Raw genomic sequence first — 25,228 nt, 5'->3', positions numbered from 1 at the left:
AGCCGGAGGTCAGCGCCGTTAATCCGGCATTCCGACGGAGGCCCTCGCAGCGAAATCATGGACCGGTCAAGGGCGAGGAGAAGACAGTGAAATCCGTGAACACGGCGGCCGTGCGGCCCACCAACGCCGCCGAGCGTGACGCGCGTCGATCCCGCAACGACGGAGCACCCACCCTGGAGTTCGGGCAGCGGGTGCCCTACGACGCGTACGTCCACGCCAGCACCCTGCACACCCTGCAGCGCACGCTCAGCGGCGACCCGGGCGAGATGTCGTTCCTCGTGGTCAGCCAGATCATGGAGCTGTACTTCAACCTCCTCCGCCACGAGCTCGCGCAGGCCCGCGACCACCTGCGCTCCGACCAGATCGGGCCGGCGCTGGCCCCGCTGAAGCGGGCCGCCCTGCACCTCGAGGGTCTGAACGCGGCCTGGCAGACCCTGCGCTGGATGACCCCGGCCGACTTCAACCGGTTCCGCGACCTGCTGGGCGAGGGCTCCGGCTTCCAGTCGGCCATGTATCGCCAGGTCGAGTTCCTGCTCGGGCTGCGCACCCGGTCGCTGATCCGCCCGTTCAAGGGCACCCCGGAGTACGACGAGCTGACCGCGGCCCTCCACCGGCCGAGCCTGTGGGACGAGGTGATCGCGTTGCTCGCCCGGCACGGCCACGACCTCAAGCCCGAGCTGCTGGACCGCGATGTGGCCGACGAGCACGAGGCCGACCCGTCCGTCGCCGACGCGTGGGTGCGCATCTATCGTGACCCGGGCCCGGACAACCACCTTAGGCTGCTGGGGGAGGCGCTGACCGAGGTCGCCGACCGGTTCGGCGACTGGCGCTATCTGCACCTCAAGGCGGTGCAGCGGACAATGGGGGCCAAGAGCGGCTCGGGCGGGTCGAACGGCTTGGCCTTCCTGCAGCGCAGCATGGCCCGCCCGGTCTTCCCGGAGCTGTGGACCTCGCGGACGGAGATGTGATGGAGCGCGATCAGCAGGATCCGGGTCACCGGCACCTGTTCCATGTCCCGCCGGCCGAGGGCGGTGATCATCCGGAGGTGGCGTACTTCGCCGGCAACTCGCTCGGGCTCCAGCCCCGGGCGACCCGGGCCGAGCTCAACGAGGACCTCGACGACTGGGCCCGGCTCGGGGTCGAGGGGCACCTGGACGCGGCCCGGCCCTGGCTGCCGTACCACGAGCTGCTCACCCAGCCCGCGGCCCGGCTCGTCGGCGCGCTGCCGTCCGAGGTCGTGGTGATGAACTCGCTCACCGTCGACCTGCACCTGCTGATGGTGTCGTTCTACCGCCCGGCCGGCGACCGCACCCGGATCGTCATCGAGGACGCCGCGTTCCCGTCGGACAGCTACGCCGTCCGCAGCCAGGCCCGGTTCCACGGCCTCGACCCGGACACCGCGGTCGTGCGGCTGCGGCCGCGCGACGGCGAGGACACGCTGCGCACCGAGGACATCGTCGCGTTCCTCGAGGCGGAGGGCGAAACGGTGGCCCTGCTGATGCTGGGCGGCGTCAACTACCTCACCGGCGAGGTCATGGACATGCCGGTGATCACCGCGGCGGGCCGGAAGGTGGGCGCGGTCGTCGGCTGGGATCTCGCCCATGCGGCCGGCAACGTGCCGCTGGCCCTGCACGAATGGGGCGCCGACTTCGCCGCCTGGTGCTCGTACAAATATCTGAACTCGGGCCCGGGCGCGCTGGCCGGCGTGTTCATCCACGAGCGCCACCACGGTTCCGCTCTCCCCAGATTCGAGGGCTGGTGGAGCACCGAGGCCGCCACCCGGTTCGAGATGACTCCCGAGTCGCGGCCGCCGCGCAGCGCCGACGCCTGGCAGGTCTCCAATCCGCCCATCTTCGCGATGGGCCCGGTCCGTACGTCGTTGCGCATCTTCGACGAGATCGGGATGCCCGCCCTGCGCGAGCGCAGTTTGCGCCTGACCACCTACCTGCGCGAGTTGCTGGACGAGGTGGTCGCCACCCGGCCGCTGTCGGTGATCACGCCGCGGGAACCGGAACGGCACGGCTGCCAGCTCTCGATCCGCCTGCACGAGGGCAACGCGGGCGCGCTCACCAAGCGGCTCCGCTTCGAGTACGGCGTGATCGCCGACGCGCGCCAGCCGGATGTCGTGCGGTTCGCGCCGGTGCCGCTCTATTCGACCTATGCGGACTGCCGGCGGGCCGCCGAGGCGCTGGCCGCCTGTGTGGAGGAGGCCAAGTGACTCGGATCGCGGTCGTGGGCGCCGGGCTGTGCGGCAGCCTGCTCGCTTGTTACCTGGGCCGGCGGGGCTACACGGTCGACCTGTACGAGCGCCGCCCCGACCCGCGGGTGACCGGGGCCGAGCGCGGCCGCTCGATCAACCTGGCGCTCTCCGAGCGGGGCATCGACGCGCTGCGGCGGATCGGCCTCGACGAGCAGGTGCTCGCGGACGCGCTGCCGATGCGCGGTCGCATGGTGCATCCGCTGGGCGGCGAGACCAACTTCCAGCCGTACAGCGTCTCGGCCGACCGGGCGATCAACTCGATCGGCCGGGGCGCGCTCAACGACGCGCTGCTCGACGCCGCGAGCGCCACCGCGGGCGTGACCCTCCACTTCGACCACCCGCTGACCGCGCTCGACCCCGAGACGGGCACGCTCGGCTTCGCCGACGGCAGCCACGCCAAGGCCGACATCGTGCTGGGGGCCGACGGCGCCGGCTCGGCGACGCGGGGACTGCTCAAGGCGTACGCGGGGGACGGCTTCACCGAGACGGTGAGCTTCCTCGACTACGGCTACAAGGAGCTGACCATCCCGGCCCGCGACGGCGAGTACGCCCTCGATCCGGGCGCGTTGCACATCTGGCCGCGCGGCACCTCGATGATGATCGCGCTGCCCAACCCCGACCGCTCGTTCACCGGCACGCTGTTCTGGCCCAACGCCGGCGCCGGCAGCTTCGCCTCGCTGGGCAGCCCGGCCGCGGTCGAGCGGCACTTCCGTTCGCAGTACCCCGACCTGCTCGAGCTGATCCCGAACCTGGTCGACGACTACCGGCACAACCCGGTCGGCGTGCTCGGCACGGTCAAGTGCGCGCCCTGGCAGATGCTGGGCCGGGTGGCGCTCATCGGCGACGCCGCCCACGCCATCGTCCCGTTCTACGGCCAGGGCGCCAACGCCTCGTTCGAGGACGTGGTCGAGCTCGACCGCTGCCTCGACGCCACCGGCGACGACTGGGCCGCGGCCCTGCCCCGCTACGAGCGGGGCCGCCGCGAGAACTCGGAGGCGATCGCCGAGATGGCTCTGGCCAACTTCGTCGAGATGCGCGACAAGGTGGCCGACCCGTTCTTCAAGCTGGGCAAGAACGTCGAGCACACGCTGGAGCGATGGCTGCCCGGCCGGTACGTCTCGCGCTACGAGCTGGTGTCCTTCTCGACCACGCCGTACGCCGAGGTCCGCCGGCGCGTCCGGCGGCAGCACCAGGCCGTCGGCGCGGTCGCCGGCACGCTGGTCGCCCTGGCCGCGGCCGCGCTGATCCGGCGGGTGGGGCGATGAACTGGGACCCGACGCTGGTCACCGGCCGCCCGGCCGGCGATCCGCCGCTGCTGCGCAACTTCGTCGCGGGGGAGTTCCGCGCGGCCACCGCCACGTTCGCCAAGGCGTCGCCGGTCACCGGTGAGACCGTCTTCTCGGTCACCGAGTCCGACCGGTCCACGGTGGACGACGCGGTCGCCGCCGCCCGGGCCGCCGTCCGCGGTCCGTGGGGCCGCACGACCGAGCAGGAACGCGCCACAGTGCTCCGCCGCATCGCCGACGAGCTCGAGCGCCGCTTCGACGACCTGGTCACGGCCGAGGTCGCCGACACCGGCAAGACCCTGACCCAGGCCCGTACGCTCGACATCCCGCGCGGCGCGGCCAACTTCCGGGCCTTCGCCGACGTCGTGGCCGCGACCGGCACCGAGTCGTTCACCACGGCCACCGCCGGCGGCGGGCGCGCGCTCAACTACGCCGTCCGCAAGCCGATGGGCGTCGTCGCGATCATCGTGCCCTGGAACCTGCCCCTGCTGCTGCTCACCTGGAAGGTGGCACCCGCGCTGGCGTGCGGCAACGCGGTCATCGTGAAGCCCAGCGAGGAGACTCCGGCCTCGGCCACCGTGCTGGCCGAGGTGATGGCCGCGGCCGGCGTGCCCGAGGGCGTGTTCAACCTCGTGCACGGCCACGGCCCCGACGCGGCCGGCGAGTGGCTCACCACCCACCCCGGCGTGGACGCGATCACCTTCACCGGCGAGTCGGCCACCGGCGCGGCCATCATGCGCGCGGCCGCTCCGGGCGTGAAGCCGGTGTCGTTCGAGCTCGGCGGCAAGAACGCCGGCCTGGTCTTCGCCGACGCCGACCTCGACGCGGCGGTGGCGGGCAGCGTGCGGTCCAGCTTCACCAACGGCGGGCAGGTCTGCCTGTGCACCGAACGGCTGTACGTGCACCGGTCGATCTTCGACGAATTCGCCGAGCGGCTGGCCGCCCGGGCTCGCGAGCTGACCTACGGCTGGCCGTCCGACGAGACCACCGGCACCATGCCGCTGATCTCCAAGGCCCACCGGGACAAGGTGCTGGGCTACTACGACCTGGCCCGCTCCGAGGGCGCGACGGTGCTGGCCGGCGGCGGCGTGCCGCACTTCGGTGACGAGCGCGACGGCGGCTCCTACATCGAGCCGACCGTGATCACCGGCCTCGGTCAGGACGCCCGCACCGTACGGGAAGAGATCTTCGGGCCGATCTGCCACCTCGCGCCGTTCGACGACGAGGACGAGGCCTTCGCGCTGGCCAACGACAGCGCGTACGGGCTGGCCGGAACGGTCTGGACCCGCGACGTGGGCCGGGCGCTGCGAGCCGGCGCGCAACTCGACGTCGGCCTGGTCTGGATCAACACCTGGTTCCTGCGCGACCTGCGCACGCCGTTCGGCGGCATGCGGGCCTCGGGCGTGGGCCGCGAGGGCGGCCGCCACTCGCTCGACTTCTACTCCGAGTACACCAACGTCTGCGTGGACATGTCATGACACCGCTCGCTCTTGCCCTCGACAACGCCCTCACCTCGGCCACCGAGCTCCCCGGGGGCGGGCACGAGATCGCCGACCCGTACGCGGTGCAGCGCGAGGTGGTCGACCTGCGGCTGGCCCGCGGCGAGACGTGCGTGGGCGTCAAGCTCGGCCTCACCAGCAAGGCCAAGATGCGGCAGATGGGCGTCGACTCGGTCATCTGGGGCCGGCTGACCGACGCCATGCGGATCGAGGACGGCGGCCTGCTCGACCTCGGCCCGCGCATCCACCCCAAGGTCGAGCCCGAGGTGGCGTTCCTGGTGCGCGACGGGGCGATCGCGGCCGTCGCGCCGGCCCTCGAGGTGATCGACTCGCGCTGGCTCGACTTCAAGTTCACCCTGGACGAGGTGATCGCCGACAACACGTCGGCCGCCGGGTTCGTGGTCGGCCCGTGGCAGCCCGTTCCGCCGGCCGTCGATGATCTCGACGTGCGCCTGCTGGTCGACGACGAGGTGGTCGAAAGCGGCTCCACGGCAGCGATCCTGGGCGACCCGCGGGAGGCGTTCGCCGAGGCGCTGCGGCTGGCCGGCACGCTCGAGGACGACTGGATCGTCCTGGCCGGCGCGGCCACCGCGGCCGTGCCGGTGGGGCCGGGCCAGAGCGTACGAGTGGAAGTCGAGGGTCTGGGATCAGCCTCGCTGAGGGCCTCGTCGTGACCGGGAAGCTGGTGGACGGCAAGGCCACCCCGCGGGGCCGGTTCCCGCACGTCAAGGTGGCCAACGGGTTCGCCTTCGTGAGCGGCACCAGCAGCCGGTTGCCGGACAACACCATCGCCGGCGCCTCGGCCGACGCCCTGGGCACCACCTCGCTCGACATCGCCGTGCAGACGCGCGCGGTGATCACCAACATCGCCGACATCCTGGCCTCGGTCGGCGCCACGCTGGACGACGTCGTGCAGATCACGACGTATCTGGTGAACATGAACGACTTCGGCGGCTACAACGCCGTCTATGCCGAGTTCTTCGACGTCGACGGTCCGTCGCGGACGACGGTGGCCGTGCACCAGCTGCCCCACCCGCACCTTCTGATCGAGATCCAAGCTGTCGCTGTGTTGCCGTCCAAGGAGGCGTCATGACCGACCCGATCAACTTCCCGGGCTGGATCGAGGACAACAAGCACCTGCTCAAGCCGCCGGTCGGCAACAAGCAGATGTTCCCGACCGGCGACGACTTCATCGTCATGGTGGTCGGCGGCCCGAACTCGCGGACCGACTTCCACGTCGATCCCTACGAGGAGTTCTTCTATCAGGTCAAGGGCAACATGCACGTCAAGACCATGACGCCCGAGGGCCCGAAGGACGTGCACATCCGCGAGGGCGAGATGTGGGTGCTGCCGGGCAACACGCCGCACTCGCCGCAGCGCCCCGAGCCGGGCTCGATCGGCCTGGTCGTCGAGCGGGTGCGCGAGGAGGGCACGCTGGAGAAGTTCCAGTGGTACTGCTTCGAGTGCGATCACCTGGTGCACGAGGTCGAGCTCCAGGTGCGCGACATCGTGGCGGACCTGCCGCCCGTGTTCACCGCGTTCTACGCGGACGAGAAGGCGCGCACGTGCGAGAACTGCGGCGCGCTGCACCCCGGAAAGGGCTGAGGCTTGACTATCGACGTGCACACCCACGTCGTGCCCAAGGGCTGGCCGGACCTCGACGTGGAGTGCGGCGGCGCCGGCTGGCCCTGGCTCAAGATCTCCTCCGAGCGCGAAGCGATCATCATGGTGCGCGACACCGAGTTCCGCCGGATCGAATCGTCGTGCTGGGATCGGGACGTACGGCGGGCGGACATGGATCTCGACGGGGTGGACCGGCAGGTCGTGTCGCCGACGCCGGTCTTCTTCGGCTACGACCGCACCCCGGCCCAGGCGGCGGCGCTGTCCCGCATCTTCAACGACCTGACCCTGTCCGTGACGGGCGGCGACCCGCGGTTCATCCCGTTCTGCCAGGTGCCCCTGCAGGATCCGGAGGCCGCCTGCGCCGAGCTCGACCGGTCGATGGCCAACGGGCACGTCGGGGTCGAGATCGGCAACCACGTCGGCGACCAGGACCTCGACGCCGCCGGCATCGTCGAGTTCCTGCAGCACTGCGCGGCCGTGGGCGCGCCGGTCTTCGTGCACCCGTGGGACATGCCGGACGGGCCGCGTCTCGACCGCTGGATGGCGCGCTGGCTCACCGGGATGCCGGCCGAGACCCACCTGTCGGCCCTGGCCCTGATCCTGGGCGGCGTGCTCGACCGGGTGCCGCCGTCGCTGCGGCTCTGCTTCGCCCACGGTGGCGGCAGCTTCCCGTACTGGCTGGGCCGGGCCGACAACGCCTGGCACCGGCGCGGCGACCTCGTGCGGGGGCGCTCCACCCGGCCGCCCAGCGAGTACACCGACCGCCTCTACGTCGACTCGGTGGTCTTCAGCGAGCCGGCGCTGCGCCTGCTGGTCGACACCATGGGCGAGGACCGCGTCGTGGTGGGCAGCGACTACCCGTACCCGCTGGGCGAGCGCCCGGCCGGGAACGTCGTCCGCACCGCCTCGTTCCTCACCCCGGACCAGCAGCGGAAGCTCCTCGTCGACAACGCGTCCCGTTACCTGTTCGGCTGATCCCGACGAATCGCGGCACAGCCACCGCGCGACCGCTGTCACACCGGTTCCGGCGGGTGGCTGAGTATTTCGACGGACGACGGTTCCCCGGGCCCTGACGACGATGAACATGTTCATCTGCTCAGTTCCGCGAAGGGAATCGACATGTCCTCAACCATCGTCCTGGTGCACGGCGCGTTCGCCGACTCGGCGTCCTGGGCGCCGGTCACCCGGCTGCTGCTCGACCGGGGGCACACCGTGTTCGTGCCCCCGGTCTACAACCGCAGCCTGGCCGAGGACGCCGCGTCCGTGAAGGCGTTCGTCGAGTCGATCGACGGCCCGGTGGTGCTGGCCGGGCACTCGTACGGCGGCGCCGTCATCACCGTGGCCGGTGTGGCGGACAACGTTTCCGCGCTGGTCTACGTGTCCGGCTACGCGCTCGAGGTCGGCGAGAGCCTGGGCCAGCTGCAGGGCGGCTTCCCCGACTCCGACCTGGCCGCCAACCTGGTCTACACGCCGTACCCGGTTGCCGGCGGCGAGCCCGGCACCGACGTCTCGGTCGTCGTCGAGGCCTTCCCGCGGGTGTTCGCGGCCGGCGTCGACCCGCGAGTGGCCGAGGTGCTGGCGGTGTCGCAGCGCCCGTTGTCGGCGGCCGCGTTCGGCGAACCGGCGGCGGTCACGGCGTGGAAGACCAAGCCCGCGTGGGGCATCGTCTCGTCGGCCGACCACACCATCAACCCGGACGTCGAGCGGTTCGGCTACAAGCGGGCCGGGCTGCGCGAGGTCGTCGAGATCGACGCGCCCCACCTGGTCATGCACCACAGCCCGGAGCAGGTCGCCGACGTGATCGAGACCGCCGCCCGCGCCACGGCCTGACTCTCGCGCCTGTCATCAGGGGTCGACCACTGATCGGAGCTGGCTGCGGCGGGTGACTCCCAGGACGGGGAACGCCCGGGACAGATGTGTGGCGACGGTCCGTGGCGACAGGGCCAGCCGGGTGGCGATCTGCTGGTTGGTGAGACCCTGCGCCGCCAGCCGGACCACCTGGTGCTGCTGCGGCGTGAGCCGGGCGCCGAGTTCCCGACGGGCCGGGGCGGTGGCCGCGGCCAGTTCGCTGCCGGCCCGCGCCTGCCAGGCCGGCAGCCGGGCTGCGGCGAAGACGTCCCGGGCCTCCTCGAGCAGGGCCCGGGACGCGGCCGGGCGGCGGCGCCGGCGAAGCCAGCGGGCGTAGTCGACACCGGCCGCGGCCCGTTCGAGGGGCCACTGCCCGGTGCCGGGGTCGGCCAGCGAGAGTTCGTAGTGCGCCTCCGCCTCGGCGTCCGGCCCGGCGAGCAGGGCGCGGGCCCGCTGCCAGATGGCGGTGAGCCGGACCGATCGCAAGGCGAGGACCCGCGACTCGGCCCCGGCCACGATCGCGGCAACGTCGCCGGGCCGGTCGAGCGCGACCGCCACACTCACCAGGTCGGCCAGGCCGAGATCGGAGACGCGGTAGTGGATCGGCCGGCCGTCGTCGCCGTAGAGCCGTCGCAGCCGGCGGTAGGCCAGGTCGAACTCGCCGGCGACGGCGTCGGCCTGTCCCCGGGCCCGGATCAGGCGCTGCTCGTGCGCCGGCGCGGCGGGCACCGGTCCGTCGAGGACGTCCCGCAGCCGCTCCGCGCGGTCGTCCCGGTCGCGCAGCAGGGCCACCGCGGCGCGTACGGTGGCGGCGCCCACCCGCACGGCGGCGGTCACGTCATCGGCCGCCTCCGCGTGGTGCAACGCCGCCACCGCGATGTCGTCCGCCCGGTCCAGGTCGCCGGCGTCGAACTCGGCCCAGGCCAGCGCGGTCAGCGCGATCGGACGCTGGTCGCCCTCGTCCGGGCTCAGGTCCGCCGCCCGGCGCAGGTGCCGCCGGGCCCGCCCGGTCTCGTGCCGGGCCAGCGCCATCACTCCGGAGAAGGTCCACTGCTGGGCCGGCGTGACTCCCGCCAGGGCCACGGGGGGCCCGTCCTCGAGCAGGGCCCGCGCGATCCGGCCCTCGGCGTCGGCGTCGTCGACGATCGCCGCGGCCCAGGCCGGCAGGGCGCCCTCCTCGTCGTCCGGTCCGGACGTCAGGGCCGCGCGCAGGCCGTCCCGGGCTGCGTCGTCACCCCGCAGCCAGGCCCACCCGACGAGGTCGACGATCGTGGTCGCGGCGGCGGCGTCGGCCCCGGCGAGCTGCTCGGCCCACGCCACCTCCCCGGCCGACCGGGCACAGTGGACGGCCTGGTTGCGGCGTTCCCGTGCCGGGCCGCACGGTGGCGTGTGCTCGGCCGCCATCGCCAGCGCGTACGCCGCCGGGCGCAGTCGGCCGGTCGCCGCGAGCCGGAACCCGGCCCGCTCGAGGGCTGCCGTGTGCCTGTCGCTCAGCGGGCGGCCGCCACGGGCGAGGTGCCACGCGCGAGCGGGGCTGTCCGGGGCGAGTCGCGCTGCGAGTTGCCGCCGGGCGGCCTGCTCCACCGCGAGACCGGCCCGCTCCAGCACTGCCGCCCGGACGATCGGATGGGTGAGGCGGTGGCGCCGGCCCGGCCGCACGATGCCGGCGCCGGCGAGGTGATCCCAGACCGCCGGGGCGATGAGGTCGTTCAGCGCGCCGGTCATCCCGGGCGCCGGTGTCTCGGCGGCGACGGCGGCCAGCACCGCGGCGGCCGACGCGTCCGGGCCGAGACCGGCGACCCCGGAGGCGAGAGCGTCGCGGAGTCGAGCCGGCACCGGCAGCTCGGTGGCTGTGGCCGGCGCCGCCGACGGGTGAGGGAGCGTCCGCGCCAGCTCCGTCAGCGCCAGCGGATTGCCCCCGGCCTGAGCCGACACGATGTGGGCGGCCGGGTGCGCCGAGACGCCGGGAAGAGCGGCAAGCAGCTCGCCCGAGGCGCTCCGGCTGAGCGGCGGCAGGGTGACGACGGTCCAGCCGGAACGGGACGCCGGCGCGGGCGTGGTCGCGACGACCGGGATGCCGGGCGCCGAGGCGATCGCCGAGGCTGACGACGGGTCGCACCGGTGCAGGTCGTCCACGCACCACAGCCAGCGGCCGTCCGCCGTCAGCGCCGCGGCCAGGTCGGCCACGGCGCCGGCCAGCGCCTCGGCCGACGGCACGGGTCCGTGTTCCGGGCCGGCGGTGCCGAACAGACTGTCCAGCGTGCGGCGGGCCGGCGGCGGCAGCCGATGAACCAGGTCGCGGACGGGCGCCAGCAGTCGTTGCAGCACGGCCAGGGGCACCTCGCCGTCCCCGGCCAGCACCCGCGTGGCCAGCACCGATCCGCCCGCGGCGGTGAAGCGGCGGGCCGCCTCGGCCAGAACGGTGGTGCGGCCGGCGCCCCGTTCCCCGCCGACCAGCACCGACCGGCCGGCCGACACAGCCTCGGCGATCGTGGCGAGCGGTCCCTCGCGCCCGATCACGTGCGCGTGTCCACGGTCGCCAGCAGGTCGCTGAGCTGGGTCCGGTTGGTCAGGCCGAGGAGGGGGAAGATCCGGTAGAGGTGCGAGGCGACGGTTCGCGAGGAGAGGAACAACCGCTCACCGATCTGCTTGTTGGTCAGGCCCTCGGCGGCCAGCCGGGCGATCTGCTCCTGCTGGGCGGTCAGCGCGGCGAGCACATCGGTACGCCCGGCCGGCGCCCGCCGGCGCAGATCCGACTCGACGTGGGCGATCCAGGCGGTGGCGCGGACACGGTCGAAGGCCTCCAGGGCGTCGAGGAGCGTCGTACGGGCCTGGGCCGCCCGATGGGCCCGGCGCAAGCGGTCGGCGACCTCGACGGCGAGCACCGCCTGTTCGAACGGCCACGAGCCGGGCCCGGCCTCGGGCGCTTCGCCGGCCAGCAGGGCCCGAGCCGCGCCCAGCCGTCCGGCCCGGCGCTCGGTCAGCCAGTCGCCTCGAGCGGCGATGTCGTCGACCACCGCGGCCGCCTCGTCGGCCTCACCGACCCGCATCGCCGCGGTCACCAGATCGGGAAGCACGAGGACCTGCCAGCCGTGCCGTACGCCGTCCGCGTCCGCCGCCGAGCGCAGCAGCCGATACGCCAGGTCCCACTCCCCGGCCACCATGGCCGCCTGGGCCCGCGCCCAGCGCAGCCGGATCGCGAACGCCGGCACCGCGTACGCGTCCAGCTGCCGCCCGGCCTGGGCCAGCAGCTCGGCCGCGGCCTCGGGCCGGCCCCGGCCGTAGGCGATCACCGCCAGCTGCGCGTACGCCCCGGTCCGGATCACCGGCGCTTCGGCGGCCACCGGAGAGGACAGCAACGGGACGGCGATCCGCTCGGCCTCGGCCCACCGCCCGAGGTCGATCAGCGCCCACCCGGCCACGCCGGGCGCGGTCAGATGGACCGCTCCCGCGGTGCCGTCCAGCACCGCCTGAACGCCCGGCCGCACCAACCGCAGGCTGTCACCGGGCAGATCGAGCAGCATGGCCGCGCCGCCGATCGCGACGCCCGGCACGACGTCGTCCGGCCCCAACGGATCCGGGGTCGCCCGCACCGCCTCCACCACGGCCGGGCCGGGGGTCACCAGCGCCTGCGGCATCAGCGTGTTCCCGCTGGTCGCCGAGGGCAGCGCGCGCAGGCCGTCGAGAACGCTGCGGTCCAGGCCGGGCGAGCCGAGCAGGAAGGCCGGGAAGCCGGCCGTGACGACGACCAGCGTCAGCGCCGGAACGCTGAGGGCGCCGGCGGTGCCGATGGCCCGGCGCAACAGCTCGGCGCCGGCGTCCGGGCGCCCCCGCACGGTCTCCAGCCAGCTCGACAGGGCCAGCACATCGGCGTACAGGTCGGGCTGGGTCTGCGGGTCGACGACAGCCCGCGCGCTGTCGAGCAGACAGGCGGCCCAGGTCACCCGGCCGATCGCCGCGGCGCGCCCGGACGCCGTCAGCAGGACGGGCGCCCGCTCGGCGGCGGGCAGCCGCTCGGCCGCCAGCTCGAGCAGCCGCAGGCCGGTCGCCGGGTCGGCAGCTCGTTCCTGGGCCGCCGACAGCAGCTCCCGGGCCAGCTCCGGGTCGTCGCCGGAGGTGGCCGACGCGCGGTGCCACAGCGTCCGATACCGGTCGGTCACGACGTCGGCGAGCCGGCGGTGGACGTCCCGTTCGGCGTCGCCGCCGGCGTTGAGCAACGCGGCGTGCTCGACGAGCGGGTGCCGGAACCGGACCCAGCCGTCGAGAACCTCGATCAGCCCCGCCTCCGCCGCGTCCTGCCACTGACGGGCCGTGATGCCGGGATCGGCCGCGGCGATCACCGAGATGCGGCTCTCCCCGGCGGCGGCGAACGTCAGTGCCCGCTGGGCACGCGCCGGGAGGGCCCGGATCGCCTCGACGAAGAGCCGCACCGAGCCCGCCGGAAGGTCGCGGCGCCGGCCGAGCTCGATCAGGGCCAGCGGGTTGCCGGCCGCGCGCTGCAACAACCGGTGCCGATCGGCGACCCCGTCCGCCCCGGCGACGGTGTCCAGCAGCCGCTCGGCCTGCTGGTCGGACAGGGCGGGCACCGTGATGACCCGGACCAGGCCGGCCAGTTCCAGGGGTGTCTGTTCGTCGCGGCAGGCGAACAGCGCGATCACCGGCAGCTGATTCCAGAAGACGGTGGCCGTGACGCTCAGCAGCAGGTCGAAGCTGGGGGAGTCGATGCGGTCCACGTCGTCCACCACGAGCACCGGTGGCAGGTCGCCACCGAGCGACTCGACGGCCGCGGACACCCCCAGCCGCAGCGTCAGCAGGTCGGCGTGCTCGGCCGTGCCGTCGAGAGCGGCCCGTACGGCCTCCCGTTGCCGTTCCGGCAGTGCTGCGACCTGCTCCGGATCCGGCAACAGCTCCCGCAGGGCCGCGTACGGGGCGGCGACCATGCCCGGCCGGCCCCGGGTCCGCACGACGGCGTGCCCGGCCGTGCGGGCGGCGGCGACGAACTGCTCCACCAGGGCCGTCTTGCCGATCCCGGCCGGCCCGGTCAGCAGGATCGCCGTGCCGCCGGCCGCCGCGCCGCCGAGCAGAGCGGCCAGCTCGGCCCAGAGCGTCCCCCGCCCCACGAGCCCGGGGGCGTCCCCCGCGTCGCGACGATCATCCACCGCTTCAGTCTGCCCGCCGCTGCAGCCGGCCCGGCGCCGCAGCCCACCTGCGGAGACGGTGCTCACTCGGGCCTTCGTGCAACGCCCCGGTTGCCCCCGGCGGGAGGAACAACGCGCCGGCTGGGGCGCGAGCTTGCCGGGCGGGACGAGGCCGGGAAGCCTAGGCTTCGATCATGACTTCCAGGCCCGTCCGGATCGGGCTGCAGCTTCAGCCGCAGCACGCCGACTACCAGACCATCCGCCGTACCGCCGCCCAGGCCGAGGAGCTGGGCGTCGACATCCTGTTCAACTGGGACCACTTCTATCCGCTCTACGGCGAGCCCGAGGGCCTGCATTTCGAGTGCTGGACGATGCTGGCCGCCTGGGCCGAGCAGACCAGCCGGGTCGAGATCGGCGCCCTGGTCACCTGCAACAGCTACCGCAACCCGGAGCTGCTGGCCGACATGGCCCGCACCGTCGACCACATCAGCGACGGCCGGCTGATCCTCGGCATCGGCTCGGGCTGGTTCGAGAAGGACTACCAGGAGTACGGCTACGACTTCGGCACGGCCGGCGGTCGCCTCGACGACCTGGCCGAGGCGCTGCCCCGCATCGAGTCCCGGTTCGCCAAGCTGAACCCGGCGCCCACCCGCAAGGTCCCGGTGCTGATCGGCGGCGGTGGCGAGAAGAAGACGCTGCGCCTGGTGGCCAAGCACGCCGACATCTGGCACAGCTTCGGCGACGCCGAGACGATCGGGCGCAAGGCGGGCATCCTGCGGCAGCACTGCGCCGACGTGGGCCGCGACCCGGCTGAGATCGAGATCTCCACCGCGGTGAGCGGCAAGCCGGCCGACTCCGCCCCGGCGCTGCGGGAGCTGGGCGTCTCTCTGTTCACGGTGAGCGCGAGCGGCCCCGACTACGACCTCAGCGATCTGCGCGCGTGGATCGACTGGCGCGACGAGACCAACGGCTGACCCCGGCTCTTACTTCCGGCTGATATTCACGGTCGTCGCAACCTGTCCGGTGGCCGACGCGCGGCCCGCCCATGATCAACGAGGCTGCTCGGCATGGTTACTCGTCGGGGGATGCTGCGTGGGGGACTGCTCACCGCGGTCGGTGCGGCTACCGCACTTGCCGGGTCCGGTCAGGTGAAGCACTGGTTCGGCTGGGACCGGCCGCCGCTGGGCGGGGGTTACGCCGCGGCGGCCGACGACCTCGGCGCGGTGGCGCACGGCGGCGTGCAGATCCACTACTTCCGGGCCACCACCGAGAAGCTGGTCGCGCTCACCTTCGATGACGGCCCGCTGCCCGAATACACGCCGCGGTTCCTCGACGTGCTCGACGAGGCCCGGGCGCCGGCCACGTTCTTCATGGTCGGACGGCACCTGGAGGAGCACGCCGGCCTGGTGCGCCGCCGGCTGGGCCGGCACGAGGTGGGCAACCACTCGTGGTCGCACGACGACCTGGCCACGCTCGACCTGGCCGGCGCCCGCCGCGAGCTGGAGCGCACCCACGAGGCCATCAAGCGGCACACCGGCCGCGAGGCGACGCTGCTGCGGCCGCCGTACGGGCACCTCGGCGGCTCGACCGTGCTCGCCGCCGATTCGATGGGCTACGACATCGCTCTGTGGTCGCACCAGATGCGCGAGCGCAGGTACGCCGGCGATCCCACGGGCCAGGCCCAGGACCTGATAGACATGATGCGCCCGGGCTCGATCGTGCTCGCCCACGACGCCGGCGACAAGCGCCGCCTGGTCGCGCTGAACGCCCTGCCCGCGATGATCGCCGCTCTGCAGGAGCGCGGCTACCGCTTCGTCACCGTCTCCGAACTCCTGGCGGGCAGACCCGCCGACGCCAGCAGCGCGAGCTTGTCGGCATCGCTGGAGCCGGCGTCCGGGTGAAGCACGATGAGCATCAGGCTCTCGGCCCCGGCGATGCTCAGTCGTTCGCGGTTGAGCGTCAGCTCCCCCAGCTGCGGATGGTTGATCCGGATCGGCGTACCGTGCTGGCCGCGGACCTCGTGCCGGGCCCAGAGCCGGCGGAACCGGGGGCTGGCCAGGGACAGCTCGCCGGTCAGCTCGATGAACCGCGGGTCGTCGGTGTCGGTGCCGACGGCCTGCCGCAGGTTGGCCACGAAGCACTCCGTCACGGACTGCCATTCCGGGTACAGAATCTGTTCGGACGGGTCGAGGAACAGGTCGCGCAGCTGGTTGCCGCCCGCGGCGATGCGCGGGGACAGGGCCCGGGCCAGGTCGTTCGAGGCCAGAATGTCGAAGTAGCGGTCCTCGATGAAGGCCGGCTGGATCAGTGAGTCCAGCAGCTTGAGCGCGCCCGGCGGCGGCGTCTCGCGGCGGCGGGGCCGGCGCCGGTGCGGCCTGGAGGCCGCACCGACCAGCGACAGCAGGTGAGCCAGGTGGTCGTCGTCGAGGTGCAGCACCCGGGCGATCGACTCGAGCACCTGCACGGACGGGTTGCGGTCGCGCCCGCGCTCCAGCCGCAGGTAGTAGTCGGCGCTGATGCCGGCGAGCATGGCGACCTCCTCGCGCCGCAACCCGGGCACCCGCCGCACCCCCACCTCGGGAATGCCGGCCTGCTCGGGCGTCACCAGCTCGCGCCGGGCCCGCAGGAACGCCCCCAGGGCGTTGGTCGTCTCACTCACCCCATAAGCCTAGGCCGGGCTTGCGCGGACAGAGGGGGCCCTGCGACACCCCAGGCTGAAGGGGACTCTGGCTCCGGGCTGCGTCCGGGGAGAACCTCGGAGGCATGACCATCACACTGATCACCGGGGCCAACAAGGGCATCGGGTACGAGACCGCCAAGCAGCTCGTCGAGCAGGGCCACACCGTCTATGTCGGGGCACGCGACACCGTACGAGGTGAGAAGGCCGCGGCCGACCTGGGCGCCCGCTTCGTCCAGCTCGACGTGACCGACGACGCCTCGGTGCGCGAGGCGCTGGCGACCATCGGGGCCGCCGAGGGCCGGCTCGACGTCCTGGTGCACAACGCCGGCATCCTCGCCGCCGGCGACATCGACGGGCCGGGAGCCCTGCGGGCGTTCGACACCAACGCGGTCGGCATCGTGCGGGTCACCGAGGCCGCGTTGCCCCTGCTGCGCGAGTCCTCGAACCCCACGGTGGTCACCGTGTCGAGCAGCATGGGGTCGTTCTGGGCGGTGACCAACCCCGAGCGGCCGGAGTCGGGCCTGCCGCTGGCGCTGTACGCGGCGTCCAAGGCGGCCGCCACGATGCTCACCGTCCAGTACGCCAAGGCCCACCCGGGCATCAGGTTCAACGCGGTCGAGCCCGGCGCCACCGCCACCGACATGACCGCCGCCTTCGGCATCGGCCGGCCGGCGGAGGAGAGCGCCCGCGTCGTCGTCCGCCTGGCCACCCTGGGTCCGGACGCCCCGACCGGCACCCTGCAGGACGAGAACGGCCTGCTGCGCTGGTGAAAGCCCGGGGCGCGTAACGTCCCGGGGCATGACGGACGGAAACCAGCGGTCGGTGGAGATCGAGCGGACCAGTGCCGGTGAGTACGACGTGCGGAACGTACGGGGCGGGGTCATCCCGCTGGGGTCGGGCGACGACGAGCGGTTCACGCCGGTCGAGTTGCTGCTGGCCGCCCTGGGTGGGTGCTCGGGGATCGACGTCGACCTGGTGACCAGCCGGAAGGGCGAGCCGACGCGGTTCCTCATCCGCGTACGGGGAGACAAGGTGAAGACCGAGGGCGGCGAGAACCGGCTGGAGAACCTCGAGGTCGAGTTCGACGTCGCGTTCCCGGCCGGGGAGCAGGGCGACCGCGCGCGGGCGATCGTGCCCCGGCTGATCCGGCAGTCGCACGACAAGCTGTGCACCGTCACCCGCACCGTCGAGGCCGGCACGCCGGTGTCGACCTTCGAGGCCGGCGCCGTCACCTCGCCGCAGTAGGCTCCCGACCGGGGGTGACGGGAATCTTGGACGGGCGACGCACCTGGGAACCGCCGCGGCCGGTCGTGCGCGGCCGCGCCGACCACACGGCGATCGTGGGCTGCGAGCTGTACGTCGACGGGGCGGCCGTCGAGAGCCCCGGCCCAGCCGCGGATCTGGCGGTGCTCTACGAGAAGGCGTGCGCGCAGGAGGGCGCCTTCATCTGGCTGGGCCTGCACGAGCCCACGGAGGCGGCCCTCACCCACGTCGCCGACGTGTTCGGTCTGCACCCGCTCGCGGTCGAGGACATCCTGCACCGCGAACAGCGGGTGAAGATCGAGCAGTACGAAGATGTCTTCTTCCTCGTCGTCCGGGCCGCCCAGTACGTCGAGCACGAGCGGGTCACCGCCACCAGCGAGATCGTCAGCACCGGTTTCGTCCGGCTCTTCGTCGGCCCGCGCTTCGTGATCACCGTCCGGCAGGGCACGGTCATGGAGCTCAGCTCGCTGCGCGCCGACCTCAGCAGCGACGCGCGGGCGCTGTCCCAGGGCCCGTGGTCGGTGGTGCACGCGATCCTGGACCGCCTGGTCGACGGGTACGTCGACATCGCGGCCGCCCTGCAGACCGACATCGAGCTGACCGAGGCGGCCGTCTTCGCCCCCGGCACCCCGGTCACCGTCGAACAGGTCTACCAGCTCAAACGCCAGCTGATGAAGTTCAAGGCGGCCGTGCTGCCGTTGCAGCGCCCGCTGGCCGCCCTGACCGGCAAGCAGTTCGCCGACCTGCCCAAGGAGATCCGCCGCTACTTCAGCGACGTCGCGGACCACCACGCCGCCGCGGTGGACCAGGTCGTCGGGTTCGACGACGTGCTCAACACCCTGCTGCAGGCCCGTCTGGCCCAGCTGACGGTCGAGCAGAACAACGACCTCCGCAAGATCGCCTCCTGGGCCGCCATCGCCGCCCTGCCGACCGCCATCGCCGGCGTCTACGGCATGAACTTCACCCACATGCCCGAGCTGACCTCCCGCTACGGCTACCCCACGGTTCTACTGCTCGTGCTGGTCAGCGCGACCGTCCTCCACCGCGTGCTGCGCCGCGCCGGCTGGCTGTAGGCAGGCCGTGGTGGCTGACCCGCCCCCGGCGGAACACTCGACGGTCACCGTGGTCTCGACCGGCCCTGGGTCCACCAGCAGGATGGCGCCGTACACGGCCTGGCCGTCGAACGTCGCGGTGCAGGGGGGCCCCACACCGCCCGGTGGGTCGGCGCGTGCCGCAGCTCGGCCACTCCCCGCAGCTGCTGGCGGGCGGTGTGCACCTCGACCCGGTCGAGCGTCACGACGCCGGCTCTCCCTCACCCTGCAGACGGCGGGCCCGAAGGTCGGCAACGTCCAGTCCTTCGAGCTGGCCATCACCGGGAGCCCGCTGGGGACCTGGAGCGACTACTGAGTCCCCCGGCCGCGGAGGGCCTGGATGAGGAACCAGACGCCGCCGAGGCCGGCCGGGAGGGCGATCAGGTAGGCGGCCCACCAGACGCCGTCCTGCTGCCAGCCGATGAAGGCCTGCACCGCGATGCCGATCCCGACGAGCAGGCTGACGATCTGGGCCGGGCGGGTGCGCCAGAACGGGTTCCGGCGCACGGGCTCGGCCTCCTGCACCCGGCGGGCGTACTCCTCGACCGGGCCGAACTCTTCTTCGGCTGTGCGGCCCGATTCGGTCACCCTCGCCCGGGCCGCCCGGGTGAGTTCGGCGGCGCGGTCCGGGCGCAGGTCGTACCGCCCGACCAGCAGACCGGCGAGGCGCTCGAACCACGCCTCGGTCGTCGGCGGAGCCTCGATGCGGGACGGCGGCCCGGACGGCTTGGGCTCGCGCAGCTGCAACGCCACGGCGAGGGCCGCGACCGCCACGACGGCCACGACCGGAATGCCGAACAGGCGCTCGCGCGGGAGCGTCGTGAACGCCATGGCGGCGGCCACGATGAGCACGGGCGTGGCGGCCCAGGCGTACTTGACGAGGTCGGGGCGGCCGGAGGCGCGCACCGCCTGCGGCACCCCACCGGTCCAGAACAGCGTTGCCGCCAGCAGCACAATGCCGGTGAGGCCGGCGGCTGTCGCCGGGAACGTCCACGTGCGACCGATCGCGGCGAACAGCACCACCGCCGGGATGACCAGCACCGACAGCACGAACAGCTGGCCGCCGAGGTAGTCGCGCGCGGTCATGCCCTCGCGGTCGACCATCTCCAGCAGCCCCGGCGGTTGTTCCGCGGCCGTCCGCGCGGCGAACTCGCGGGGTTCGCCGAAGGCCTCGAAGGGGCTTTCCCCGGTACGCCGGCAGTGGTCCCGGACGTCCTCAATGATGGGGTTGGCCGCGTGGTATCCGATCCCTTGGTCGCTGAGCGCGATCCGGGCCGGCAGTTCCCAGGTCTCGAAGGTCGTCGTCATGGAAAAAGTGTGGCTGCGGACGGGTTCCGGGAGCGTCTGCCGACCGGCGGAACCGGCCTCGCACTAAAGTTGTGCGAGCAGTCCGGTGCGCTGGGCGAGCATGGCCGCCTGCACCCGGTTCTCGCAGCCGAGCTTGGCGAACACGTGGTAGACGTGCGTCTTGACGGTGCCCTCGGAGACGAACAGCCGCTGGCCGATCTCGGCATTGGACAGGCCCTGGGCCAGCAGGATCAGCACCTCGCGCTCCCGTTCGCTGAGCGTGTCCACCTTGACCTGATCCTCGGTGGGCCGGGTGGGCGCGGGCGGCAGCCGGTCGAGCACCTGGCGGGTGATCTTCGGTGAGAGGTACGCGTTGCCGGCCGCGGCGGCGCGGATCGCGTACTCGAGCTCGTCCGCCGCCGACTCCTTGAGCAGGAAGCCGGCCGCGCCGTGGGTCAGTGCCTGGGCGACGTACTCGTCCTGGCCGAACGTGGTCAGCACGACGATCCGCACCTCGGGCACCAGGCGGCGGATCTCGCGCAGCGCGGCCAGCCCGTCGAGGACCGGCATCTGGATGTCGAGCAGCGCCACGTCCGGCCGGTGGCGCAGGGCCAGGTCGACCGCGGCCCGGCCGTCGGCGGCCTGCGCGATCAGCTCGATGCCGGCGGCCGGCCGCAGGATCGCGTCGATCGCGGTCCGGATCAGCGAGTCGTCGTCGGCCAGCAGCACCCGCAGGGGTTCGGTCATGACGTCGGCTCCCGGATGATCTGTTTGTCGACCAGCATGCCGTCCCGGAAGCAGAACCGGTAACTCAGCTCGCCGGTCTCGTCGCGTACCTGATCGAAAATCGATGCCTGGTAGTCCACGCAGCCGCCGCCGGCGGTGGTGCCGGCCTCCGGATCCGGTAGGACCTCGCGCACCGAAGGCTCGGGCGCGCCGATCCGGGCCGCGTCGTACGTCTCGCGGTCGACGGTCGCGAAGGCCGAGACCAGCCAGAGCCCGGTGCCGCACAGAGCCAGGAAAACGGCGATGGACAGCACGGTGGCGACGAGGACGAACCGGTTCCGGCGGCGGTGCCGTTCGATCACGTCCGCGAAGTCCGGCCCGGTCGGCGGCGGGTGGCTCTCGACGGGGGCCGGGGCGGCGCCCTCGCCCAGGTGGGGCAGGGTGGCGGCCACCCGGAAGCCGCCGTCCGGCGTCGGCCCGTGATAAAGCATGCCGCCCGCGACCCGGACCCGTTCGGCCAGCCCCAGCAGCCCCTGCCCGCTGGTCGTCCGCACGACGCGGTGCCCGGCAGTGTTGGTCACGGCGGCGATGAGCGCGTCGGGCTCGTATCGCAGCAGCAGTGTGATCGCTCCGCCCTGAGCGTGCCGCAACGCGTTCGTCAGGCCCTCCTGGATCACCCGGTAGGCCGCGTGCTCGGTCAGCGACGCCTCCGGCCGGGGCTCGCCCTCGCGGACCAGCTCGACCCGGGCGCCCGAGGACCGGGCCTGCTCGGCCAGCTCGTCCAGGCCGGTCAGTGGGCGTACCAAAGACTGGGGGTCGTCCTGCCCGAGCAGGCCGAGGATCTGGCGCAACTCGGTCATCGCGGCCGACGACGTCTGGCGGACCAGGTCGGCCGTCCCGTCGCGCTGGTCCTCGTCGGCGGTGCGCATCATCGAGGAGTACAGCGAGATCAGGGTGAGCTTGTGCCCGAGCGAATCGTGCATGTCGCGGGCGATGCGCGCTCGTTCCCGGGCCTGCGCCTGCCGGGCGATCTCGTTCTGCTGGCTGTGCAGTTGCACGTTGCGCCCGTGCATCGCCGCCAGCAGCATCCGCCGCCGCCGGACCAGCCGGGCCACCCCGGCGGGCAGCACCGCCAGCACCGCGAACAGCAGCGTGCCGAACAGGGCCCACTCCACGGTCAGCGCCTGTTCCCAAGCGAGGGAAAGCACGTAGCAGACCCAGGCTGCCGCCAGCCCGGCCACGACCTGCCACCACCGCGCGAGGCGGTAGGCGAGGGCGGCGCTCAGCACCACCAGCAGCATGCTGCTGGGCCCGCCGGTGCCCAGGCCGACCAGCGCCGCGGCCAGGTAGGCGACGAGCGGGTGGGTCAGCCGCAGCAGCATCAGCGCCGGGGTGGTCACCCCGACCAGCCACGGGGCCGCCGGATACCAGCCGACCGCGGCCGACGGGACCACCGCCGCCACCGTCACCAGCGCCACCAGGACGACCTCGTAGGCCAGCCGCCATCGCTCGGTGAGGCCGGCCTGCTCGCGCCACCGGGCCAGTCTTGTCCGCATGCCCCCAGCCTGCCGAGCTTCGGCGCCGGACGCGTCGGCGGTTCGGGAGATGTCGATCGCCCTGTCCTCCCACGAAAGTCTGACAATCGCTCGACAATCTACTGACGGCACGCCGACGACCGCTCGGCATCGTGGCCGCCGTGCGACGAATGATCCTGCTCCTCGCCGCCGCCGGATGGACTCGCCTGCCGGGCGCCGCCCGACTGCAGGCGGCCGGGTGAACACGTACGGAAAATCTGACAGTCCCTCGACAACTCCGGCGCGGCCGGAGCGTGTCGTCCACCACGACAAGAGGACCGTCCCCATGTTGTCGGCAGCGCCAAAGACAAGGGGGTCGCGTCCTCGGCAGTCTTTCGTGACATGCAGCACGTGGAGGCACGATGAAGACTTGGCGAGGCGCGGCCGCGCTGGGGGCTGCAGTGCTCCTGGCAGCTTGCGGCAATGACGGCGGCGGTGGCGCGAGCGGGCGCCAGGCGGTCGATGGCAAGACGTTCACGATGGCTGTCGCGGGCGACCCCGGCAACCTCGATCCCCATTTCACCTCTCTGTCGGTCACCGGCCAGGTTGACCGGTTCCTCTACGACTCCCTGCTCGGGTTCGCGCCGGACGGCAAGACGCTGCCCGGGCTGGCCGAGAAGTGGCAATCGACCAGTACGACCGCCGAGTTCACCCTGCGCAAGGGCATCACGTGCGCCGACGGCACCCCGCTGACGGCGGCCACGGTGGCGAAGAACATCTCGTTCGTGGGCGACGTCAAGAACGCCTCGACCCGGATCGGCCTGTACGTGCCGGCCGGAGCCAAGGCCACGGCCGACGAGGCGGCCGGCGTGGTCAAGGTGACCTCGCCCAGCCCGGACGCGTTCCTCGAGCGCAACCTGGGCGGCCTGCCGATCGTCTGCGACAAGGGGATGGCCGACCGGACGAAGCTCAAGCAGGCCTCGGACGGCACCGGCATGTACACGGTGACCGAGGCCGTGCCCGACGACCACTACACGCTGACCCGGCGCAAGGAGTACGCGTGGGGGCCGGGCGACTTCAAGGCCGACACCGTGGGGCGGCCCGACAAGGTCGTGATCCGGGTCATCACCAACGAGACCACCACGGCCAACCTGGTGCTCTCGGGCGAGGTCAACGCGGCCCGGTTCACGGGCCCGGACAGCCAGCGCCTGCAGGGCGACCAGTTCCTCAAGCGGGACGTGCTGGCCCCGACCGGCGAGATCTGGTTCAACCAGAAGGCCGGACTGCCCACCGCCGACCTGGCCGTGCGCAAGGCGCTGATCCAGTCGGTCGACCTGACCCAGATGCAGCAGGTCTTCACCAGCGGCCGCGGCACCGCCGCGACCGGCCTGGTCGCCCCGGCCATGACGCCCTGCAAGGGCGACACAGTCACCGGGAACCTGCCCGCCTTCGACGCCGCCGCGGGCAAGGCGGCGCTGGCCACGGCCGGTGCGGCGGGCAAGAAGCTCGTCGTGGCCTGGGGTTCCACCGGCAACCCGGGCGCTCAGGCCGCAGCCGAGCTGTTGCAACAGCAGTGGCAGGCCGCCGGGGTGCAGGTCGAGCTGAAGTCGGTGACGACGACGCAGGTCGGCCAGATCGCAGCTGGTCAGCTCTCGTGGGACGTGGCGATGTTCCCCATCGGGGTGACGCTGCCCAGCCAGCTGGTGCCGTTCCTGTCCGGGCCGACCCCGCCCGACGGCGCCAACTTCGCCGCCTTCGACAACAAGGACTACGTCGCGGCGGTGACCGAGGCCCAGAAGCTCACCGGTGAGACCGGGTGCCCGCAGTGGGCCGCGGCCGAGAAGGCGGTGGTGCAGAACCTGGATCTGGTGCCGTTCGCCAACTCCAACGCCCCGTCCATCGTGAACGGGGCCGAGCTGAACCTGTCCGAGGGCGACATCGACCCGTCGTCGATCCGGATGCTGGGCTGACATGTCGGTGGCGGCGGAGATCCCGAGGCTGACGGGCCTGACCGGCAACCCGTGGGTGCGGTTCGGGTTCCGCCGGGCCGGGCGGCTGGTGCTCAGCGTCTGGGTGCTGGTGACCGCCGCGTTCCTGATGATCCACGTGCTGCCCGGCGATCCCGTCCGGGCGGCGCTGGGCCCCACCGCCCCGCTGGCGCTGGTCGCGGAGCGGCGGGAGCAACTGGGACTCGACGACCCGCTGTGGCAGCAGTATCTGAGCTACCTCGGCCACCTCCTGACCGGCGATCTGGGCGTCTCTATGACCTCCGGCCTGCCGGTCAGCGAGGTGATCTCGGCGCGGCTCGGGTCCACGGTCGAGATGGCCCTGCTGGCCTTCGCGGTGGCGGTGGTCGTCTCGGTGCCGCTGGGTCTGTTCATGGCCGTGCTGGCCCGCGACAGCCGCCGCCGCGGCGGGGACTGGGCCCTCACCTCGGCCGGCGTCGTGGTCGCGACCATCCCTGAGTTCCTCATGGCGGTCGGCCTGGTGTTCGTGTTCGGCGTCCAGCTCGGATGGCTGCCGGTCGCCGGGCGTTCCGGTCCCTCGTCGTACGTGCTGCCGGTGCTCTCGCTCGCGATCGGGCCCGCCTTCATGCTGGCCCGAATCGTGCGGGTGGAGCTGCTGACCGTCCTGCAGACCGACTACATCCGTACGGCCCGGGCCAAACGCCTGCGGGCCGGCACCGTCTACCTGCGGCACGCGCTGCCCAACGCCCTGACCGCCACCCTGACCATCGGTGGCCTGCTGCTCGGCGGGCTGGTCGCGGGCACCGTGCTGATCGAGAACATCTTCGCCTGGCCGGGCCTGGGCAGCACGATCGTCGGCTCGATCCTGGCCAAGGACTATCCGACCGTGCAGGGCGTGGTGCTCGTCTACGGCATCGGGGTCCTGCTGATCAATCTGGTGGTGGACGTGGCGCTGGCCGTGCTCGATCCCCGCTCGGCGATCCGGGAGAGCTGATGACGCTGGTGGTGGACGCGGCGGCCGTGCTCGATCTGCGCTCGGCGATCCG

The 25,228-nt window shown here is 72.8% G+C and carries 22 protein-coding genes; 16 read left to right on the top strand and 6 right to left on the bottom strand.

The window, feature by feature from the left end:
* The first annotated feature begins 86 nt into the window (after positions 1-86).
* The 9 genes from KXC43_RS08295 to KXC43_RS08255 all read left to right on the top strand — a co-directional run bounded on the left by KXC43_RS08295 (position 87) and on the right by KXC43_RS08255 (position 8,498).
* On the top strand, positions 87-968 hold the full coding sequence (locus KXC43_RS08295) for a tryptophan 2,3-dioxygenase (protein WP_438870858.1): 882 nt from the start codon (positions 87-89) through the stop codon (positions 966-968).
* Positions 968-2,218: a kynureninase gene (gene kynU / locus KXC43_RS08290; RefSeq protein WP_221375374.1), complete on the top strand. Its 1,251-nt coding sequence runs from the start codon at positions 968-970 to the stop codon at positions 2,216-2,218. The genes KXC43_RS08295 and kynU overlap by 1 nt, the downstream gene beginning before the upstream one ends.
* Entirely contained in the window at positions 2,215-3,525 is a 1,311-nt protein-coding gene (locus KXC43_RS08285; protein WP_221375373.1) for an FAD-dependent oxidoreductase, read from the top strand. Before kynU ends, KXC43_RS08285 begins: the two co-directional genes overlap by 4 nt.
* Entirely contained in the window at positions 3,522-5,024 is a 1,503-nt protein-coding gene (locus tag KXC43_RS08280; protein ID WP_221375372.1) for a 2-hydroxymuconic semialdehyde dehydrogenase, read from the top strand. The genes KXC43_RS08285 and KXC43_RS08280 overlap by 4 nt, the downstream gene beginning before the upstream one ends.
* The gene (locus tag KXC43_RS08275) at positions 5,006-5,719 is read left to right on the top strand and encodes a 2-keto-4-pentenoate hydratase (RefSeq protein ID WP_438870861.1); all 714 of its coding nucleotides are present in this window, start codon (positions 5,006-5,008) and stop codon (positions 5,717-5,719) included. Before KXC43_RS08280 ends, KXC43_RS08275 begins: the two co-directional genes overlap by 19 nt.
* Positions 5,692-6,138, top strand: coding sequence for a RidA family protein (locus KXC43_RS08270; protein ID WP_438870860.1), 447 nt, complete (start codon positions 5,692-5,694; stop codon positions 6,136-6,138). The genes KXC43_RS08275 and KXC43_RS08270 overlap by 28 nt, the downstream gene beginning before the upstream one ends.
* Positions 6,135-6,650, top strand: coding sequence for a 3-hydroxyanthranilate 3,4-dioxygenase (locus KXC43_RS08265; RefSeq protein ID WP_221375369.1), 516 nt, complete (start codon positions 6,135-6,137; stop codon positions 6,648-6,650). Before KXC43_RS08270 ends, KXC43_RS08265 begins: the two co-directional genes overlap by 4 nt.
* 3 nt (positions 6,651-6,653) lie before the next feature.
* Positions 6,654-7,643 carry an amidohydrolase family protein gene (locus KXC43_RS08260; protein ID WP_221375368.1) on the top strand — a complete coding sequence of 330 codons (990 nt, stop codon included), beginning with the start codon at positions 6,654-6,656 and terminating at the stop codon, positions 7,641-7,643.
* 144 nt (positions 7,644-7,787) lie between these two features.
* Complete coding sequence (locus KXC43_RS08255; protein ID WP_221375367.1) at positions 7,788-8,498, top strand: alpha/beta fold hydrolase; 711 nt, start codon at positions 7,788-7,790, stop codon at positions 8,496-8,498.
* A gap of 15 nt (positions 8,499-8,513) precedes the next feature.
* Here the strand turns inward: KXC43_RS08255 and KXC43_RS52625 are convergent, their stop codons facing one another.
* Positions 8,514-11,036 (bottom strand): helix-turn-helix transcriptional regulator, encoded by a 2,523-nt coding sequence (locus KXC43_RS52625; RefSeq protein ID WP_221375366.1) that lies wholly within the window; start codon positions 11,034-11,036, stop codon positions 8,514-8,516.
* Entirely contained in the window at positions 11,033-13,675 is a 2,643-nt protein-coding gene (locus KXC43_RS08245) for a helix-turn-helix transcriptional regulator (RefSeq protein ID WP_221375365.1), read from the bottom strand. Before KXC43_RS08245 ends, KXC43_RS52625 begins: the two co-directional genes overlap by 4 nt.
* 173 nt (positions 13,676-13,848) lie before the next feature.
* Between KXC43_RS08245 and KXC43_RS08240 the strand changes: the two genes are divergently transcribed.
* On the top strand, positions 13,849-14,628 hold the full coding sequence (locus KXC43_RS08240) for an LLM class F420-dependent oxidoreductase (protein WP_221375364.1): 780 nt from the start codon (positions 13,849-13,851) through the stop codon (positions 14,626-14,628).
* A 93-nt stretch (positions 14,629-14,721) separates the two neighbouring features.
* On the top strand, positions 14,722-15,555 hold the full coding sequence (locus tag KXC43_RS08235; protein WP_221375363.1) for a polysaccharide deacetylase family protein: 834 nt from the start codon (positions 14,722-14,724) through the stop codon (positions 15,553-15,555).
* On the opposite strand, the gene KXC43_RS08230 is transcribed toward KXC43_RS08235, so the two are convergent.
* A complete protein-coding gene (locus KXC43_RS08230) occupies positions 15,459-16,313 on the bottom strand; it encodes a helix-turn-helix domain-containing protein (protein ID WP_221375362.1) in 855 nt (284 codons plus the stop codon). The genes KXC43_RS08235 and KXC43_RS08230 overlap by 97 nt on opposite strands.
* A 104-nt stretch (positions 16,314-16,417) precedes the next feature.
* On the opposite strand from KXC43_RS08230, the gene KXC43_RS08225 reads away from it, so the two are divergent.
* From KXC43_RS08225 to KXC43_RS08215, 3 genes are read left to right on the top strand one after another with little or no spacing between them, the layout of a single operon-like run.
* A complete protein-coding gene (locus KXC43_RS08225; protein ID WP_221375361.1) occupies positions 16,418-17,104 on the top strand; it encodes an SDR family NAD(P)-dependent oxidoreductase in 687 nt (228 codons plus the stop codon).
* Between the two features lie 28 nt (positions 17,105-17,132).
* Positions 17,133-17,579, top strand: a complete 447-nt coding sequence (locus KXC43_RS08220) for an OsmC family protein (RefSeq protein WP_221375360.1) — start codon at positions 17,133-17,135, stop codon at positions 17,577-17,579.
* Positions 17,580-17,593: 14 nt separating this feature from the next.
* The gene (locus KXC43_RS08215) at positions 17,594-18,670 is read left to right on the top strand and encodes a magnesium and cobalt transport protein CorA (protein ID WP_308129008.1); all 1,077 of its coding nucleotides are present in this window, start codon (positions 17,594-17,596) and stop codon (positions 18,668-18,670) included.
* Positions 18,671-18,997: 327 nt separating this feature from the next.
* On the opposite strand, the gene KXC43_RS08210 is transcribed toward KXC43_RS08215, so the two are convergent.
* From KXC43_RS08210 to KXC43_RS08200, 3 genes are all read right to left on the bottom strand, one after another.
* Positions 18,998-19,996 carry a hypothetical protein gene (locus KXC43_RS08210; RefSeq protein WP_221375359.1) on the bottom strand — a complete coding sequence of 333 codons (999 nt, stop codon included), beginning with the start codon at positions 19,994-19,996 and terminating at the stop codon, positions 18,998-19,000.
* A 63-nt stretch (positions 19,997-20,059) separates the two neighbouring features.
* Positions 20,060-20,722, bottom strand: a complete 663-nt coding sequence (locus tag KXC43_RS08205) for a response regulator (RefSeq protein ID WP_221375358.1) — start codon at positions 20,720-20,722, stop codon at positions 20,060-20,062.
* The gene (locus tag KXC43_RS08200; RefSeq protein ID WP_221375357.1) at positions 20,719-22,257 is read right to left on the bottom strand and encodes a sensor histidine kinase; all 1,539 of its coding nucleotides are present in this window, start codon (positions 22,255-22,257) and stop codon (positions 20,719-20,721) included. Before KXC43_RS08200 ends, KXC43_RS08205 begins: the two co-directional genes overlap by 4 nt.
* 380 nt (positions 22,258-22,637) lie before the next feature.
* On the opposite strand from KXC43_RS08200, the gene KXC43_RS08195 reads away from it, so the two are divergent.
* Together KXC43_RS08195 and KXC43_RS08190 are read left to right on the top strand one after the other, a co-directional pair.
* Positions 22,638-24,185 (top strand): ABC transporter substrate-binding protein, encoded by a 1,548-nt coding sequence (locus KXC43_RS08195; protein ID WP_221375356.1) that lies wholly within the window; start codon positions 22,638-22,640, stop codon positions 24,183-24,185.
* A gap of 1 nt (position 24,186) precedes the next feature.
* Entirely contained in the window at positions 24,187-25,176 is a 990-nt protein-coding gene (locus KXC43_RS08190; RefSeq protein WP_221375355.1) for an ABC transporter permease, read from the top strand.
* The last annotated feature ends 52 nt before the right edge of the window (positions 25,177-25,228 follow it).

The organism is Paractinoplanes polyasparticus (assembly GCF_019710575.1).
GTDB classification, from domain to species: Bacteria; Actinomycetota; Actinomycetes; order Mycobacteriales; family Micromonosporaceae; genus Actinoplanes; species Actinoplanes polyasparticus.
The sequence above is the reverse complement of the archived record's forward strand: the minus strand, read 5'-3'. Positions and strand labels throughout refer to the sequence as shown.